We start from the raw sequence: 17,068 nt of genomic DNA, 5'->3' as shown, positions 1-17,068 counted from the left end.
TTACCCAGCCCCCCAAACCCCCTCGTGCCTCCCGGTGCCTGGGGGTTTGGGCTTTTATCGACCGCTTGGTTGTTGCATGCGTGGAAACCCCCGGGTTTCCACGGTACCGACCTTCAGCCTCTGCTACCGGTTGGTGATGGTGTGGCCGTCTCTGGAAAGAGCCTGGCTGCGCTCAAGTTCGGACAGCAGTTCTTCGAGCCATGCCAGGCTCTGAGCCGCGCTTGCCAGGGCATCTACGGGCATGACCTGCGCAAAATAGTCGGTCCTCAAAACCCACTCGTGCATCACCTCAATGGATACCGACTGCCATTCCAGCAGCTTGAACTTGAGCAAGACCTTGAGGGCATGCCTGGCGTGCTTTTCGGGGTTTCGTACGAACTGATCAAGGCGGCTGCGCGCCCTTGACAATGCCGCAGAGGCATCCTGAAAGACCGCGCCATGGCCGGGAATGACGACGGCAGGTTCGAGTGTTTCGATCAGATCCAGTGTGTCCGCCACTTCGTCGAAGGCCGAGATACCCTCAAGCTCGGGGAAGACGACGCCAAAACCGTTCTCCCACAGCGCATCTGCCGACAGCAGGAGGCGGTGCGTCCGCTGAAACAGGACGACGGAGTGTGGGTCATGTCCCTTGGCGGCATGAATCTCCCAGTCCAGGGAGCCGAGCCGCACGGAGGTGCCAGGGTGCAGCAGACCGTCATGCACGAATCGAGGACAACACTGCCCTGTAGGTTCAAAGCTCAGCGCGACGGGGTCCCAATTGGCGACGGATGGGGCCTGTCCAGGCGGGATCAATGTCTTCAGTGTGGGATGACTCGCCTGAAGCGCAGCATTGCCACCGCAATGGTCGCTGTGCAGGTGGGTGTTGAGCAAGAGGTCCAGACAGCGCCCGTTGAGTGCTGCATCCACAAGTGCGACGGTCTGACCGGCGTGCGACGAGTAGCCCGAGTCCACCAGGGCAGTAGGCCCGTTGCCGCGGATCAAAACGTTGTTCGCAGACAGCCATCCTCGCTCCAGGCATGTGACGCCCGCTTGAGCCAGAACCAATGAGACCTCGGCGCTCGGTACCCCGGTGGAAGCGGGATTCATGTGGCGGGCGGAAAAGATTGAAGCAATGTGACTCAATGCGCTGCGGGTGTTCGCAGTGCTCGACGCAGGATCTTCCCGACATTGCTCTTGGGCAGCTCGTCACGGAACTCAATGAGCTTGGGCCGCTTGTAACCCGTCAGATTCTGTTCGCAATAGCGGGTCACGTCCTCTTCGCGCAATGCCGGGTCGGACCGGACCACGAACACCTTGACCGCTTCACCCTGTTTGTCGTCGGCAATGCCGATAGCGGCGCACTCGAGCACGCCCGGACATAGTGAGATGACATTCTCGAGCTCGCTGGGAAACACGTTGAAGCCAGATACCAGAATCATGTCCTTCTTGCGGTCGACGATGCGTGTGAAGCCCTGGGCATCCATCACGCCCACGTCGCCGGTGCGCATGAAGCCGTCGGAAGTGAAGGCCTGGGCGGTTTCTTCGGCCTGGTTGTAGTAGCCCGTCATGACGTTGGGTCCCTTGATGCAGATTTCGCCCGCCTCGCCTGGCGCCAGATTGCGACCTTCTTCGTCCTTGATGGCAATATCGATTCCAGGCAGAGGCAAACCGATGGTGCCGCTGAAATGCTCAGCTGTGACCGGGTTGTTGGTGCCGATGGCGCAGGTCTCGCTCATGCCCCAGCCTTCCACCATGGTGCAGCCTGTGACCGCCTTCCACTGGCGCGCAGTGCCTTCGGAGGCAGCCATGCCGCCCGCTTGGGAAAGTGCAAGAGACGAGAAATCCAGCTGCCGGAACTGCGGGTTCTGCAGCAAGGCATTGAACAGGGTGTTGACTGCTGGCAGCAAATGGAATGGTCGGCGCTTGAGCGTATCCACCAACCGCGGGACATCCCGGGGATTGGGTACCAGCGTCATGTGCGCGCCCCAGCGGATGGTGAGCAGACTCAGCGTGAGGGCAAAGATGTGATACAGCGGCAGCGCGGCAATGCCGTTGACGGCACGCAGGTCGCCGACGCGACGCAGTGCAGGCTGGAACCAGGCTTCAGCCTGCAGGATGGCGGCGATGATGTTGCGATGGGTGAGTACGGCGCCCTTGGACAGGCCTGTGGTACCGCCGGTGTACTGCAGGAATGCGACAGAGTCCAGGGTTTGGGCGCCGGGCTTGAGGTGCATGTCAGCGCCCCTCGCCAGGGCTTGGCGGAAGTCCACAATGGTGCGGGCACCTAGAGGCCCGTCGATGGGCAGCTTGTAGGCGGGCACCATCCGGGCCAGATGTCGAACGGCAAAGGTGATCCAGCGTCCGCGCCAGAATCCGAGCTGGTCACCCAGGCCGGACACCACCACGTGCTCGACCGAAGTCTGATCGATCACCTCTTGCAGCGTGTGGGCGAAGTTCTCCAGGATGACGATGGCCTGGGCGCCCGAGTCCTTGAGCTGGTGCTCGAGCTCCCGTGCGGTGTACAGCGGGTTGACGTTGACCACGGTATAGCCCGCGCGCACGATGGCGGCCATGGCAATCAGGAACTGCGGGACGTTGGGCAGCATGACCGCAACGCGCGCGCCCGGCACCAGGCCGCGCGCCTGCAGCCAGGCACCCAGCGCGGCACTGAGTTCGTCGAGCTCGCCATAGTTCATCCAGCTTTCCATGCAGACGCAGACGGGCTGACGCGCGTGCTGCTTGAAGGACTCTTCGAGCAGCGCGGTCAGCGAACGGTAGCGTTCCGGCGCCACGTCGTGAGGAACACCTTCGGGGTATTGGGCAAGCCAGGGACGGGTCATGGGCGGGTGGGTACATGGATGGAAGAAGCGGCCATTCTGGCAAGAGCGCGCGATCGTCGGTACCGGGGCTGCCCTAGGAGGCTGTCACGCAAAGCTCACGCTCGCTGAAAGCGGGCCCGCAGCTCAGTCCGGCATGGGGTCGAGCGCCAGTTCGGCGGCCAGGGCGGCGCAGCAGTCCGACTCGTGACCATCGAACAGGGTGTGGATCCAGCGCGACTCACGCGCGCTGATCGTGTCCAGGAAGTGGCGTGCGTCGCCCAGCGAGGCAAAGGCATCGAAACCGCTCTCCAGGAAGTGCTGCAAGGCGTCCAGTCCGGCAGCGCGAGCCGGGTTGCGCATCATGCGCAGGGCCATGCGCAGGGCCCGCATGCGCGTAAGACGTTGCAGTTCCAGCCCCATGTGCTGCACCACGGCAAGCTGGCGCGCGCGCGCTTCTCGCTGGCCGGTGTTGCGCCAGGCCAGGGTGTAGCGCAGTGCCGGCGGCTGCACAGATTCCAGTGCCAGCCAGTGCGTGGCGAGTTCGTGGTCCAGCACCTCCGTGAGCGCATGGGTTTCAGCCAGATCGACGGCAAGCTGGGCCACGGCCTGCGGAAACAGCCGCTCCAACGCGCCGGCAATGCGCGCGAACTGCGCGTCGCGCTGGGCAAAGTCGTGTACGCCGTACAGCTCCTCGAGGAAGAAGCGCGTCGCCGATGCATGGATGGGGTGTTGCAGAAAGTCCGCATAGGTGGCCCGGAAGCGTGCCGCCTGCAGCCGCTTGACCTCGTCCACCGCGCGGGCCAGCCCCGCGCTGCGGGCTTGTTCCCGCAGCCGGTTCACGCGGTCCAGATGTGCTCTGATGAGGTCGGCGGCGCTGGAGGGAGGGCTCATGGGATACGCAGACTTGGCTGAGCGCCCAGTCTACTGTCGTGTGTGCGCTCCGTGCGATAGTCAGCGCATGATCTCCGACCAACAAGCCCGCACTGCGCGTTCAGCCGTACCCCGTACCTCCAGCCTTGCGCGGCTGCAGCAAGTGTTGGTGCTGGGCACGCTGGGCCTCACGCTCACATGGCTGTGGTTCTGGTGGTCTCGCTCACCGAGTGTGGCGGTGGTGGGTGCGGCTCTGTCGCTTGGCGGCTATGCGCTGGTGCTCGGGCTGGAGGGCATGGCCGCCGCGTGGTTGAACCGCCAGGACCCCACTCAACCAGCGGGCTGGCGTGGCGTGCTCGGCGCCTGGTGGCAGGAGGTTCGGGTAGCGCCCGTGGTGTTCGCCTGGCGCCAGCCGTTCCGATGGACCAGCCTGCCCGACGACGCTGGCCCATCGGACGCGGACACACCTGCCGTGGTGCTCGTCCATGGCTTCGTGTGCAACCGGGGGTTCTGGCTGCCGTGGATGCGCCGTTTGCGCGCCCAGGGCATTCCCTATGCGTCGGTCAATCTGGAGCCCGTGTTCGGCGACATCGACGACTACATCCCGCTGATCGACGACGCAGTGCGCCGCGCGCACGCACTCACGGGGCGTCCACCGATGCTGGTGTGCCACAGCATGGGCGGTCTGGTGGCGCGGGCCTGGATGGCGAGCGCGCTTGGCACTCCAGTGCATGCCGTGGTGACCATTGGCAGTCCGCACCGCGGCACCTGGCTCGGGCGCTTCAGTCGCGTGGCCAATGGCCGTCAGATGCGACTGGACGGAGACTGGCTGCGTGGGCTGGTGGAGCGGGAGTCCCGGAACGCGCTCGCGAGCACCTACGCGCGCTTCGTGTGCTGGTACTCCAACGCCGACAATATCGTGTTTCCGGCGTCCACCGCCACGCTGCCCGGGGCCGACAACCGGCTTGTGCACGGCGCCGCCCATGTGGCGATGGCGTTTCACCCCAGGGTGATGGATGAGTCGCTGGCGATGCTGGCGTCGGCGGGCAGATCGCCGAGCGAGCGCACGGCCTCATAGAGCGGCGCGAAGTCGGGCGCCGTCATTTCGAACAGTTGCTCGAAGCTGTCGATCACGAAGTAGGTGGCCTGATAGTCGTCGATCTTGTAGCGCGTGCGCATGCAGCGCAGCAGGTCGAGCGCGATGCGCCGCGCTTGCGGGCTGGTGACGCTGTGGCGCAGCTCGCCCGATGAACTCAGGATGCCGGCCCCATAGGCGCGCAGCCCGTCGGGCTGGCGGATCAGTCCGAACTCGATCGTGTACCAGTACAGGCGCGAGAGCAACTCGCCAGCGCCCAGGTCGTGCGCCTTGAGGCCACCCGCACCGTAGCGCTGCACGTAGTCGGCGAACACCGGGTTGAACAGCAGTGGCACGTGGCCGAACAGGTCGTGGAACACGTCGGGTTCGACGATGTAGTCGAACTCCGCCGGTGTGCGGATCCAGTCCGTCACGGGAAATCGCCGGTGCGCCAGCAGGTCGAAGAACGGGCGCTCGGGGATCAGGCCCGGCACGGCCACGAGCTCCCAGCCGGTTGCCGGCCGTAGGCGCTCGTTGATTTCCTCGAAGCGCGGGATCCGGTTGCTCACGCCCAGTGAGGGCAATGCGTCGATGAAGGCCTGGGCGGCCAGCCCCGGCAGCAGCGCGCTCTGGCGTTCGTGGAGCCGGCGGTAGGTGTCATGGTCCGCGTCCGTATAGGCGGCCCAGTTCTGGGGGCAGGTGTAGTCGTCGCGGGCGCGCGAATAGTCGCCGCGCGGCGGACGCTCGCTGGCGCCGTAGACGACAGGTTCGACGGCCATGTTGCGCTCCTTCAGGCCTTCAGCACGCCACGTCGGACCTGGTCCAGTTCCATGGTCTCGAACAGCGCCTTGAAATTGCCCTCGCCAAAGCCCTGGTTGCCCTTGCGCTGGATGAACTCGAAGAAGATCGGGCCGAGCTGGTTCTCGCTGAAGATCTGCAGCAGCAGTTCGCCGGGCGTGCCGTCAACGAGGATGTTGCGTTGCTTCAGGGCCTCCAGGTCTTCGCCGTGGTTCGGGATGCGCCGGGGCAGCAGCTCGTAATAGGTTTCGCTGGTGTCGAGCAGCTTGACGCCGCTGAGCTCCAGCGCATCCACCGTGTCGTAAAGGTTGGTCGATCCCATGGCGATGTGCTGGATGCCTTCGCCGTGGTAGCGATCCAGGTACTCCTGGATCTGGCCGGCCTTCTCGTTGCCCTCTTCGTTGATCGGGATGCGGATCTTGCCGCAGGGGCTGGTCATGGCCTTGCTCTTCACGCCCGTGGCCTGGCCTTCGATGTCGAAGTAGCGCACCTCGCGGAAGTTGAACAGCCGCTCGTAGAAACCAGCCCACTCGTCCATGCGTCCGCGGTGCACGTTGTGGGTGAGGTGATCGATATAGGTCAGGCCGTGGCCCAACGGGTTGAGCTCGGCTCCGGGCAAGGGTTCGAAGTCCACGTCGAAAAAGCCGATGTTGCCGATGTCGCCGGTCCTTGCGCCGTTCTTGCCGCGCCACTTGTCGATGAAATAGATGATGGAGTCGCCAATGCCCTTGATCGCCGGGATGTTCAGTTCGCCGGGCCCCGCCGACTGCGCATAGCCCCAGGCGCCCAGCCCGATGGCGCGTTCGTACGCCGCCTTGGCGTCCTGCACGCGGAAGGCGATGGCGCACACGCTCGGGCCGTGCAGGCGTGCAAAGCGCTGCGCGAAGCTGTCGGGCTCGGCGTTGATGATGAAGTTGATCTCGCCCTGGCGGTACAGCGTGACGGCCTTGTGGCGGTGCTTCGCGATCACCTTGAAACCCATGCGCTCGAACAGCGCGCCCATGGCCACGGGATCGGGTGCGGCGTATTCGATGAACTCGAAGCCGTCCGTGCCCATGGGGTTCTCCCAGGCGGCGGTGGCGGTCTGGGCGGCGGCGGACAGGGGGGTGTTCATGGCAGTCTCCGTGGGCGTGAATTGGGATGCGCCACTGTATCGGCGCAGGGTGTCACGATTCCGGCGTTTGAGGGCGTTCCACTTGTCCGGATTGCAGGAAACCTGCAAAATTCAGGCGATGCAAGCACTGGACAAGCTGGATCGGCACATTCTGCGCAGCCTGCAGGCCGACGGGCGCGCCACCTATGACCAGATCGCGGAGGCGGTCGGGCTCTCGCCCAGCGCGGTGTTGCGCCGCGTGCGCCGGCTGGAGGACGCACATGTCATCGAGCGCTACGTTGCGTTGGTTCGCCCGGAGGCGGTGGGCCTGGGGCTGACGGCCTACGTCAATGTGCGGCTGGAGAAACACGCCGAGAGCGCCAAGCGCAACCCGATGGACCAGTTCCGGGCCAGCGTACTGGCCTGGCCCGAAGTGGTGGAGTGCGTGGCGCTTACCGGCGAGATGGACTTCCAGTTGCGACTACTGGTCTCGGACATGGCGGCCTATTCGCGCTTCATGATGGACACCTTGCTCAAGCACCCCAGCGTGCAGGACTGCAAGACCAGTTTCGTGATGGACAGGGTCAAAAGCACTACCGCACTGCCTCTGTGAGGGCCCATGGAGCCCGTCCGTCGGGCTGCGCCTTGTTTAGGGACAACAGTCCTTGTCGATATAGGGATAACCCGTACATTCCTTTCCATGGTTGATCCCACCCGCTGGTTCAAGTCGCTACCGCTGCAGGCGCAGGCCGTGGCGCGCGCGGCCTCGTCCGCACCCGGGGCCAGGCCGAATACGCCCAGCTCGGTGGTGGTGCCCATCCGTTCGATCGGCCCGGGCCAGCTCGACCGGATCGAAAACCACCTGCTGGAGCTGGACGCGCACGACCGCTACCTGCGCTTCGGCTATGCGGCCAATGACGAGCAGATCCGGCGCTATGTGGCGCAGCTGAACTTCGAGCGCGACGAACTCTTCGGCATCTTCAACCGGCGGCTGGAACTCATCGCCATGGCCCACCTGGCCTTTTCACTTGACCCGCAGTACACCAGCTGCGCCGAGTTCGGCGTGTCGGTGTCCAAGTCTGCCAGGGGGCGCGGTTACGGCAGCCGGCTGTTTGAGCGCGCCGTCATGCACGCGCGCAACGAAGGCGTGCAGATGCTGTTCATCCACGCGCTGTCCGAGAACACCGCCATGCTCCGGATTGCGCGCAAGGCGGGGGCGGACATCGAGCGCGATGGCTCCGAGTCCGAGGCACACCTGCGCCTGCCGCCGGCCGACTTCGACTCGCGCGTGACCGAGTTGGTCAACGAGAGGGTGGCCATCACCGACTACCACCTCAAGGCCCAGGCCCGTCAGTTCTGGGGCATTCTGGCAATGCTTCAGGAGATCCGGCAGGGAGTGCGCGAAGCGCGGGAACGCGTGCGCGGCTGAAAGCGGCCCCAGGCGCCCGGCCGGCCGCGGCTTTGCGTCCGGGCACGTGCTTGCGGTATCCTTTCGCACCGTTACAACCTCTCTCCATCCTCAGTGGCCGAATCCCCTCCCAGCGGTGGACCGCAGCGCAGCCTGCGTCAAGCTGACAAACGTGGTTTCCTGCAAAAGCTCGCGGAGTTCATCCATCCCGGCCCGGATTCCAAGGACGAACTGATCGAAACCCTCGCCGAGGCGGAGGACAACGACATCATCAACGCCGAGTCGCGCGTGATGCTCGAAGGTGTGATCCGCATCGCCGACATGAGCGCCGGCGACGTCATGGTGGCCGCGCCGCGCATGGACGTGCTCGACATCGATGCACCCTACGACGAACTGCTGCACCTGGTCATCGACACCGCCCACTCGCGCTTTCCGGTGTTCGAGGGCGAGCGCGAGAACATCATCGGCATCCTGCTGGCCAAGGACCTGCTCAAGCTGCAGCGCGCGCCCGAACTCAACATCCGCGCGCTGCTGCGCCCGGCCACCTTCGTGCCGGAGAGCAAGGGGCTCAACGACCTGCTGCGCGAGTTCCGCGGCAACCGCAACCACCTCGCCATCGTGATCGACGAGTTCGGGCGTGTGGCGGGGCTGATCACCATCGAGGACGTGCTGGAAGAAATCGTGGGCGAGATCGAGGACGAATTCGACGTGGTCGAAGACGACGGCGACATCTTCGCTCTGGCCGACAGCACCTGGCGGGTGAGTGGTGACACCCCCATAGAACGCATCAACGAGTCCTTCGGTCTGGCGCTGTCCGAGGACGACTTCGACACCATTGGCGGCATGATCGCCCACGCCATGGGCCACGTGCCCCGGCGCGGCGAGGTGCATGAACTCGATGGTCTGCGGTTTACCGTGCTGCACTCCAAGGGTGGCGCGGTGAAGTGGTTCAAGGTCCTGCCCGTGCCGGGCGAGGCCTGAGGCAGCGCCCGCCCATGCGCAGCCTGTTCGGGTCACTGCACACGCCGTCGAGCTTCAACCCGATGAGCCGCCGCCCACCCGGGCGTGCCGCGCGCGGTAGCGGCTTCGTCTGGTGGCTGGTGTGCCTGCTGGGGGGCGCGCTGCAGGCCGCATCCATCGCCTGGCCCTTGCCAGAATGGGTCTTGCCGGGCGCCGTGCCGGGTCAACCCAGTGGCGGCTGGCAGATCGTCTCGCTCGCCCTGCTGGTGCTGGCCCTGCAGTACGCCACGCGCGTCGGTCAGGCGGTCTGGCGGGGCTGGGTGTTTGCCACCGTCTGGCTGGCTGGCACCTTCTGGTGGCTGTTCATTTCGCTGCACACCTACGGTGGCCTGCCGGCCTGGCTGGCCGTGCTGGCGGTGTTCGCGCTGGCCGGCTTTCTCGCCATCTACTACGCGCTGGCCGTGGGCTTCCTGTGTGCCTGGGCGCCAGTCTCACGCACCGCCCAGGCCCTGATGTTTGCCTCGGTGTGGACACTGGCGGAGCTGGCGCGCGGCCACTGGTTCACCGGCTTCCCCTGGGGTGCCGGCGGTTATGCGCAGGTGGACCTGATGGCGCCCTGGGCGCCGCTGGTGGGGGTGTACGGCATGGGTTTCCTGGCGGCGGTGCTGGCCTACGCTCTGGCATCGCTCGTGTCCGGCGCGTGGAGGCGCTTCAGCGCCTGGATGCTGTCGCCGGTCAGCCGCCCCGCGAGTCGCACGGCGGCGGGATCGCGCATGGCCGCGCCCATGCCGCGCGTGCAGGCCCGGCTGGTGCCCGGTCTGGCCGATGGCTGGCCCGGCGCACTGCGCGCGCTGGCGCTGCTGCTGCTGGTGGGCGCGCTGCTGACCAGCCTGCTGGGCGGTGGCGCGGCGTGGCGCGGGCTGGGTCAGCGCGACACGGCAACCACCGGGGAACTGCGCGTCTGGCTCCTGCAGGGCAACATCGCGCAGGATCAGAAGTTCGAACCCGGCACCGGCGTGGCACAGGCGCTGGCCTGGTATCCGCAGCAGTTGGCCGCCGCCGTGCAGGCCGCACGCGGCAGCGCCACCGGGCCGCAGCTGGTGGTGGCACCCGAGACCGCCGTGCCCCTGCTGCCTGGGCAACTCGGTCCCGATTTCTGGCAACCCTTGCTGGGCGATCTGGCCCAGCAGCCGGCCGGCACCGGTGTGAGCGCACTGCTGGGTCTGCCACTGGGTAGCCTGGAGCAGGGCTACACCAACTCCGTCTGGGGGCTGACCTCTGGCGCCGCCATCCGTCTGCAGGGTCAGGCCCCCCTGGACACCCCGGACAACGGCCTTTTCCGTTACGACAAGCACCATCTGGTGCCGTTCGGCGAATTCATTCCGCCACTGTTCCGCTGGTTCACCGACCTCATGAAGATCCCGCTCGGCGACTTCAACCGCGGCGCGCTCGCGCAACCGGCCTGGGCCGTGGCGGGGCAGCGCATCGCGCCCAACATCTGCTACGAGGACCTGTTTGGCGAAGAGCTTGCGGCCTCGTTCCGCGACCCCACCGCGGCTCCCACGGTGCTGGTCAACCTGAGCAACATCGCATGGTTCGGCGACAGCATTGCGATCGACCAGCACCTGCACATCTCGCGCCTGCGCGCGATCGAGCTCGGGCGGCCCATGCTGCGCGCCACCAACACGGGCGCCACGGCCGTCATCGACCACCTGGGGCGGGTCACGCACGAACTGCCGCGCCTCACGCGCGGCCGGCTCGAGGCAGTGGTGCAGGGCCGCAGCGGCCTCACCCCTTATGCCCGCTGGACGGCGCGCTGGGGCCTCATGCCCTTGTGGGTGGGCTGCCTGGTGCTCGTGCTGCTGATCGCCTCGATGCGCAATTTCGGACGGCGCGGCGGTCGCACCCGGCGGCGCTGAAGGCGGCTGCCGTGCACGCGGCGGTGCACGGCTCCGGCGTCCGTCATGAAACGGTCATGAATACCTCATGAATGCCTCATGGCCGGGCGACCCGTCGAGGCTACAAAGGGTGCCGCACACAGCCTTTCGGGAACCCGCCGATGCCATCCACCATTCCTTTCGACCACCCGTCCCTGGTGCTGGGGCACGTGGTGGACACCGAACTGCTTGCGCTGCTCGAAAAGATGGGGGGATTGCAGGCCAGGAGCGATGCGGCATTCGACAAGATGAATTCGTTCATTGCCCTGCGGCGCGGCCTGAGCATGACGATCAACGAGATGGTGGGGCTGGGCGTCGACGTCACGGAGCTCAAGGCGCGCATCACCGACCTGAATCAGCAGGTGAGCGACGCGGCGCGTGACTACATGACCGCGCGGGTGACCAACGATGCCGCGACGCAGAAGATCCGCGAAGACATGGGGGCGATCGACAACGTGTCCGGGCTGGAGAGCCCGCTCGATTTCACAGGCGTGCAGGTTGCGCGCCTGCCGCTGGGCGCCGATTCGATCCGCATGGACGTGCAGTATTTTTCCTACGGCAGCAACGACGACGCCGCGGCGACCGCGCTGTCCGGAATCGAAAGCACCATCCGCGAATCTGTCTCTTCCATGGGGCCCCATGCGCGCGAGATCGCCCGCACCGCCGGTGCCCAGATCGACCAGCAGCGCAAGCACCACAACGTCAGTGGCACGCTGGTGATCACCGCCAGCTGCACCCACCGCGCGACGGCCATGCTCGACCCCCTGAACATCGACGTGGACCGGGCGATCGAAATCTGGAACCGCATGCACGGCGCGGGCGCTGCCGCGCTCGGCGCCGTGGGCGTCAAGGCCATGCAGGCTGCGGCAAAGGCCCCCGCTGGACCGGGCGACAAGAGCATGACGCTGCTGGTAGGCGCCCATTACGGCTCCAGCTTTGTCGGCATGGTGCACATGGTGAACCAGGAGATGACAGGGACCGGCCTGCAGGCCGGACAGGAGGAAGCCCTGCAGGAGCAGATGCGCCTGGGCGGCTGGCTGCAGGCTGCTGCTGGGGGCTTCGGCGTGGACGAGTCGGTGGTCGACAACGTGCGCAAGCTGCTGAGCACGCAGAGCGTGTCCACCCACGCCAACGTCATCGCGCTCGGCGTGGTGCCCACGTTCAGCTCCGCCCAGCTGCAGATGGGCGTGGCCAAGGTGCTGGACGACCAGTCGCGGCGCATGGGCTCGCAGGCCGAGGTGGTGCATGGCCTGGGTGGCGACGGTCTGCGCACCGTGCAGTCGAGCGCCGATGCGGCGCTCAAGGGGGGCCATCTGATGGCCATGCAGGGCGGCATGATGCAGAACCTGATCCAGGGGCTGGGCAAGATCGACCAGGGGGCCAACCGGGTCATGGACCTCAACAGCCTGATGAACGCATTCACGAATTACCTCGAACAGGTGCGCCAGCCGACGGCAGCGGGCATGCCGGTGAGCTTCCTGTTCCGCAAGATCACACGGGCACAGCTGGCGCGCCTGTGGCTGGAGAAGTACTACCCCGCGACACCGTCAACGGTGACCGGTACCGGCAACTGAGACCGGCACGCACTGCGCGTGCACCGTGCCGGGGTGGCGCGCCCGTAAAATCGAGGGCTCGCACGGGGGATGGGTCCATCCCCCGTGCCCCTTTGTTGCCACCCCCCGGCCGCGCCGGCCAGCCCCATGTTGACCTTCCAGCACATCATCCTGACCTTGCAGTCCTACTGGGACAAACAAGGCTGCGCACTGCTCCAGCCCTACGACATGGAGGTCGGCGCCGGCACCAGCCACACCGCCACCTTCCTGCGCGCGCTCGGCCCAGAGCCCTGGAAGGCTGCCTACGTGCAGCCCAGCCGCCGGCCCAAGGACGGCCGCTATGGCGAGAACCCCAACCGCCTGCAGCACTACTACCAGTACCAGGTGGTGCTCAAGCCCGCGCCCAGCAACATCCTGGAGCTGTACCTGGGCAGCCTGGAGGCGCTGGGCTTCGACCTGAAGAAGAACGACATCCGCTTCGTGGAAGACGACTGGGAAAACCCCACACTGGGCGCCTGGGGCCTGGGCTGGGAGGTCTGGCTCAATGGCATGGAGGTGACCCAGTTCACCTACTTCCAGCAGGTCGGCGGCATCGACTGCAAGCCCATCACGGGTGAGATCACCTACGGCCTGGAGCGCCTGGCCATGTACCTGCAGGGCGTGGACAACGTCTACAACCTGAAGTGGACCGACACCCTGAGTTATGGAGACGTTTACCTGCAGAACGAGAAGGAGCAGTCGGCCTACAACTTCGAGCACAGCGACGCCGACTTCCTCTTCACCGCCTTCAACGCGCACGAGAAACAGGCGAAGCACCTGATGGAGCAGCAGCTCGCGCTGCCGGCCTACGAGCAGGTGCTCAAGTGCGCGCACAGTTTCAACCTGCTGGACGCGCGCGGCGCCATCAGCGTGACCGAGCGTGCCGCCTACATCGGCCGCATCCGCAACCTCGCGCGCGCCGTGGCCCAGAGCTACTACGACAGCCGCGAGCGCCTGGGCTTCCCGATGGCGCCGCGCGAGTGGGTGGAACAGATGGTGAAGAAGGCCGCGTGAGCGCAGGCCAGGTGAAAGAACAAGAATGACTGCACAGAATCTGCTCGTCGAGCTGTTTGTTGAAGAACTGCCGCCCAAGGCGCTGAAGAAACTCGGCGATGCCTTTGCCGGCGTGCTGGCCGACCAGCTCAAGGCCCAGGGTCTTGCGCCGGCCGATGCGGCCGTGACGGCCTTCGCTTCGCCACGCCGCCTGGCCGCGCACGTCACGGGCGTGTTGCCCCGCGCGGCCGACAAGGCCGTCTCACAAAAGCTCATGCCGGTGAGCGTGGGCCTGGACGCGAATGGCCAGCCCACGCCCGCGCTGCTCAAGCGCCTGGTCGCACTCGGTGCCGATGCATCGGCCGTTGCGGGCCTCAAGCGCGCGCCCGACGGCAAGGCCGAGGCCTTGTTCTACGACAGCGTGGCGCCCGGTGCCGAGCTGGCCGCTGGTTTGCAGAAGGCACTCGACGAGGCGATTGCCAAGCTGCCCATCCCCAAGGTCATGAGCTACCAGTTGGAGACCGACTGCGAACTGCCGGGCTGGAGCAGCGTGAACTTCGTGCGCCCGGCGCACGGCCTGGTCGCACTGCACGGCGGCAGTGTCGTGCCGGTGAAGGCGTTGGGACTAACGGCAGGCCACACCACGCAGGGCCACCGCTTCGAAGCGGCGGTCTCGCCCGTGGTGCTGAAAGACGCCGACAGCTATGCCGCCACGCTGGCGAAGGACGGCGCCGTGATCGCCTCGTTCGCCGAGCGCCGCGCCGAGATCGTGCGCCAGCTCGCGGCGGCCGCTGCCAAGGTGGGCGGTGGCTGCAAGCCCATCGAGGATGATGCCCTGCTCGACGAGGTGACCGCACTCGTCGAGCGCCCCAACGTGCTCGTCTGCGAGTTCGAGCCACAGTTCCTCGGCGTGCCGCAGGAATGCCTCATCCTCACGATGAAGGCGAACCAGAAGTACTTCCCGCTGCTCGACGCGCAGGGCCGCCTGACGAACAGGTTCCTCGTGGTCAGCAACATCACGCCCGACGATGCGAGCGCGGTGATCGGCGGCAACGAGCGCGTGGTGCGCCCGCGCCTGGCCGACGCCAAGTTCTTCTTCGACCAGGACCGCAAGAAGACGCTGGCCTCGCGCGTCGAAGGCTTGGGCAAGGTGGTCTACCACAACAAGCTGGGCACGCAGGGCGAGCGCACCGAGCGCGTGCGCGCCATCGCCCGCGCCATTGCCCAGCAGTTGGGCGGCGACGTGCTGGCGAAAAGCGCCGACACCGCCGCGCAGCTGGCCAAGACCGACCTGCTGACCGACATGGTGGGCGAATTCCCGGAACTGCAGGGCATCATGGGTGGCTACTACGCGCGCCACGATGGCCTGGGCGAGGACATTGCCTTCGCGATCGAGGATCACTACAAACCGCGCTTCGCGGGCGACGAACTGCCACGCAACATGCCGGGCGTGGTAGTGGCGCTGGCCGACAAGCTGGAGACGCTGATGGGTTTGTTCGGCATTGGCCAAAGACCCACGGGAGACAAAGACCCCTTTGCATTGCGTCGTCATGCGCTGGGCGTCATTCGGATCGTGATCGAGAAGCAGATTCCGTTGTCGGCGGATGAATTGGTGAACGCGGCCATTGGTGGATTTCCCCAAGGCTTCAGCGACGCAGGCACTGACGTTCTGCAGTTCATGGCGGAGCGGCTTGAAAGCTACTGCCGCGAACAAGGTTTCTCGACCGCCGAGGTGGATGCCGTAGTGGGCGCTGGTCGCTGGCTTGGCCTGGCCGCGTTGCCGCGCATGTTGTCTGCAGTACGTGCCTTCGCAGCCCTCCCCGAAGCCCCTGCACTTGCCGCCGCCAACAAGCGCATCGGCAACATCCTCAAGAAGGCCGACGGCGAGGGTGCGGAAGTCGTCAATGAATCTCTGCTTGTCGAAGCCGCCGAGCAACAACTGTTCGCCGCCATGCAGGCCACCGTGCCCGCCGCCAACGCGCAATTCGACGCCGGCGACTACACCGCCTCGCTGCAAGCCCTCGCCGCGCTGCGCGCACCGGTCGACGCCTTCTTCGACGGCGTGATGGTCAACGCCGACGATGCTGCGCTCAAGGCCAACCGCCTCGGTCTGCTCAAACAATTGCACGATGCGATGAACCGGGTGGCCGACCTGTCCCGTCTCGCGTCATGATCACCGCATGAAACTCCTCATCCTCGACCGCGACGGCACGCTCAACCGCAGCCGCGACGACTACGTCGCCTCGCCCGAGGAGTGGGAGGCCCTGCCCGGCGCGCTCGAGGCGGTGGCGCGGCTCAACCAGGGTGGCTGGCGCGTGGTGCTCGCCACCAACCAGTCCGGCATCGGGCGCGGCCTGTTCGACATGGCCTCGCTCAATGCCATCCACGCCAAGATGCACCGCCAGCTCGCCGCGGTGGGTGCACGCGTCGAAGCGGTGTTCTTCTGTCCACATGCGCCGGAAGATGCCTGTGCCTGCCGCAAACCCGCGCCCGGCCTGTTCACGCAGATCGGTGCGCGTTTCGGTGCGCCGCTGGCCACCGTGCACGCTGCCGGCAACGCGATGCGCCACGTGCAGGCCGCTGCGACCGCCGGCTGCATGACCCATTTGCTGATGACCGGCAAGTCCGAACACCTGCGGGGTCGCCTGGGTCAGGGCTTGCCCGCCGACCTGGCCGCGCTCGCTCCCGACCTGCCGCCCGGCGCGCACCCGCACGACGACCTCAATGCCTTCGCCGACTGGCTGCTGGCGCAGCAACCATCGGCCTGAACCTTCTTCGCCCCATTCCATGATCCTCATCAACCTGTTGCGCTCGGTCCTGCACACCCTGTTCATGGCCGTGACCGTGGTGCCATGGGCGCTGGCGGTGCTGGTGGCCGCGCCCTTCCTCAACAGCACGCAGATCTACTGGATGTGCGCGGGCTGGCTCAAGCTGGCGGTGGGCAGCGGCCAACTGATCCTGGGCATCCGCAACCACGTCATCGGCTACGAGAACCTGCCGGTGGGCAGCACCGCGCCGGCCGTCCTGCTGCTCAAGCACCAGTCCACCTGGGAAACCTTCTGCATGCCCGCGCTGATGCCGCACCCGCTGGCCTATGTGTTCAAGAAGGAACTGCTCTACGTGCCCTTCTTCGGCTGGGCCATGGGCCGCATGGACATGATCCACATCGACCGCAGCAAACGCGCGCAGGCCTTCAACAAGGTGGTCGAACAAGGCCAGCGCCTGCTCAACCAGGGCACCTGGGTCATCATGTTCCCCGAGGGCACGCGCATCCCGCGCGGCCAGAAGGGCACCTACAAGAGTGGCGGTACGCGGCTGGCGGTGGAAACCGGTGCGCCGGTGATCCCGATTGCCGTGACCTCGGCCAAGTGCTGGCCGCGCAAGGCTTTCATCAAGAAGCCCGGCACGGTGGAGTTTTCCATCGGCAAGCCCATCCCGAGTCAGGGCCGCGAGCCCGACGAGCTGATGCGTGAGGTCGAGACCTGGATCGAGGCCGAAATGCGCCGACTCGACCCCGACGCCTACAAAACATGAATACCCCCGT

At 66.1% G+C, this 17,068-nt stretch carries 15 protein-coding genes; 10 read left to right on the top strand and 5 right to left on the bottom strand.

The window, feature by feature from the left end:
* Positions 1 to 123 precede the first annotated feature (123 nt).
* From K5880_RS21765 to K5880_RS21755, 3 genes are all read right to left on the bottom strand, one after another.
* Positions 124 to 1,086 carry an MBL fold metallo-hydrolase gene (locus K5880_RS21765; protein WP_297657562.1) on the bottom strand — a complete coding sequence of 321 codons (963 nt, stop codon included), beginning with the start codon at positions 1,084 to 1,086 and terminating at the stop codon, positions 124 to 126.
* Positions 1,087 to 1,118: 32 nt separating this feature from the next.
* On the bottom strand, positions 1,119 to 2,819 hold the full coding sequence (locus K5880_RS21760; RefSeq protein WP_297657559.1) for an AMP-binding protein: 1,701 nt from the start codon (positions 2,817 to 2,819) through the stop codon (positions 1,119 to 1,121).
* A gap of 123 nt (positions 2,820 to 2,942) precedes the next feature.
* A complete protein-coding gene (locus tag K5880_RS21755) occupies positions 2,943 to 3,689 on the bottom strand; it encodes a hypothetical protein (RefSeq protein WP_297657557.1) in 747 nt (248 codons plus the stop codon).
* A gap of 67 nt (positions 3,690 to 3,756) precedes the next feature.
* Here K5880_RS21755 and K5880_RS21750 point away from each other — a divergent pair, with 67 nt between their 5' ends.
* Entirely contained in the window at positions 3,757 to 4,746 is a 990-nt protein-coding gene (locus tag K5880_RS21750; RefSeq protein ID WP_297657555.1) for an alpha/beta fold hydrolase, read from the top strand.
* On the opposite strand, the gene phhA is transcribed toward K5880_RS21750, so the two are convergent.
* Both phhA and hppD read right to left on the bottom strand, forming a co-directional pair.
* Positions 4,668 to 5,522 carry a phenylalanine 4-monooxygenase gene (phhA, locus tag K5880_RS21745; RefSeq protein WP_297657553.1) on the bottom strand — a complete coding sequence of 285 codons (855 nt, stop codon included), beginning with the start codon at positions 5,520 to 5,522 and terminating at the stop codon, positions 4,668 to 4,670. The genes K5880_RS21750 and phhA overlap by 79 nt on opposite strands.
* An 11-nt stretch (positions 5,523 to 5,533) precedes the next feature.
* Positions 5,534 to 6,655, bottom strand: coding sequence for a 4-hydroxyphenylpyruvate dioxygenase (gene hppD, locus K5880_RS21740; RefSeq protein WP_297657550.1), 1,122 nt, complete (start codon positions 6,653 to 6,655; stop codon positions 5,534 to 5,536).
* A gap of 118 nt (positions 6,656 to 6,773) precedes the next feature.
* Between hppD and K5880_RS21735 the strand changes: the two genes are divergently transcribed.
* From K5880_RS21735 to K5880_RS21695, 9 genes are all read left to right on the top strand, one after another.
* Positions 6,774 to 7,247 (top strand): Lrp/AsnC family transcriptional regulator, encoded by a 474-nt coding sequence (locus K5880_RS21735; protein ID WP_297657547.1) that lies wholly within the window; start codon positions 6,774 to 6,776, stop codon positions 7,245 to 7,247.
* Between the two features lie 87 nt (positions 7,248 to 7,334).
* Positions 7,335 to 8,063, top strand: coding sequence for a GNAT family N-acetyltransferase (locus K5880_RS21730; RefSeq protein ID WP_297657544.1), 729 nt, complete (start codon positions 7,335 to 7,337; stop codon positions 8,061 to 8,063).
* A gap of 93 nt (positions 8,064 to 8,156) precedes the next feature.
* Positions 8,157 to 9,023, top strand: coding sequence for a transporter associated domain-containing protein (locus tag K5880_RS21725; protein ID WP_297657541.1), 867 nt, complete (start codon positions 8,157 to 8,159; stop codon positions 9,021 to 9,023).
* 14 nt (positions 9,024 to 9,037) lie between these two features.
* On the top strand, positions 9,038 to 10,921 hold the full coding sequence (gene lnt / locus K5880_RS21720; protein ID WP_297657538.1) for an apolipoprotein N-acyltransferase: 1,884 nt from the start codon (positions 9,038 to 9,040) through the stop codon (positions 10,919 to 10,921).
* Positions 10,922 to 11,061: 140 nt separating this feature from the next.
* Positions 11,062 to 12,513, top strand: coding sequence for a hypothetical protein (locus tag K5880_RS21715; protein ID WP_297657535.1), 1,452 nt, complete (start codon positions 11,062 to 11,064; stop codon positions 12,511 to 12,513).
* Positions 12,514 to 12,639: 126 nt separating this feature from the next.
* Complete coding sequence (gene glyQ, locus K5880_RS21710; RefSeq protein ID WP_297657533.1) at positions 12,640 to 13,545, top strand: glycine--tRNA ligase subunit alpha; 906 nt, start codon at positions 12,640 to 12,642, stop codon at positions 13,543 to 13,545.
* Between the two features lie 25 nt (positions 13,546 to 13,570).
* The gene (gene glyS / locus K5880_RS21705) at positions 13,571 to 15,697 is read left to right on the top strand and encodes a glycine--tRNA ligase subunit beta (protein WP_297657530.1); all 2,127 of its coding nucleotides are present in this window, start codon (positions 13,571 to 13,573) and stop codon (positions 15,695 to 15,697) included.
* Between the two features lie 7 nt (positions 15,698 to 15,704).
* Positions 15,705 to 16,292 carry a D-glycero-beta-D-manno-heptose 1,7-bisphosphate 7-phosphatase gene (gene gmhB / locus K5880_RS21700; RefSeq protein ID WP_297657527.1) on the top strand — a complete coding sequence of 196 codons (588 nt, stop codon included), beginning with the start codon at positions 15,705 to 15,707 and terminating at the stop codon, positions 16,290 to 16,292.
* Between the two features lie 28 nt (positions 16,293 to 16,320).
* Positions 16,321 to 17,058 (top strand): lysophospholipid acyltransferase family protein, encoded by a 738-nt coding sequence (locus K5880_RS21695; protein WP_297657580.1) that lies wholly within the window; start codon positions 16,321 to 16,323, stop codon positions 17,056 to 17,058.
* Positions 17,059 to 17,068 lie beyond the last annotated feature (10 nt).

The organism is Hydrogenophaga sp. (assembly GCF_025699295.1).
Lineage (GTDB): Bacteria > Pseudomonadota > Gammaproteobacteria > Burkholderiales > Burkholderiaceae_C > Hydrogenophaga.
Note: the sequence above shows the minus strand (reverse complement) of the source record. Positions and strands in the feature narration are given on the sequence as shown.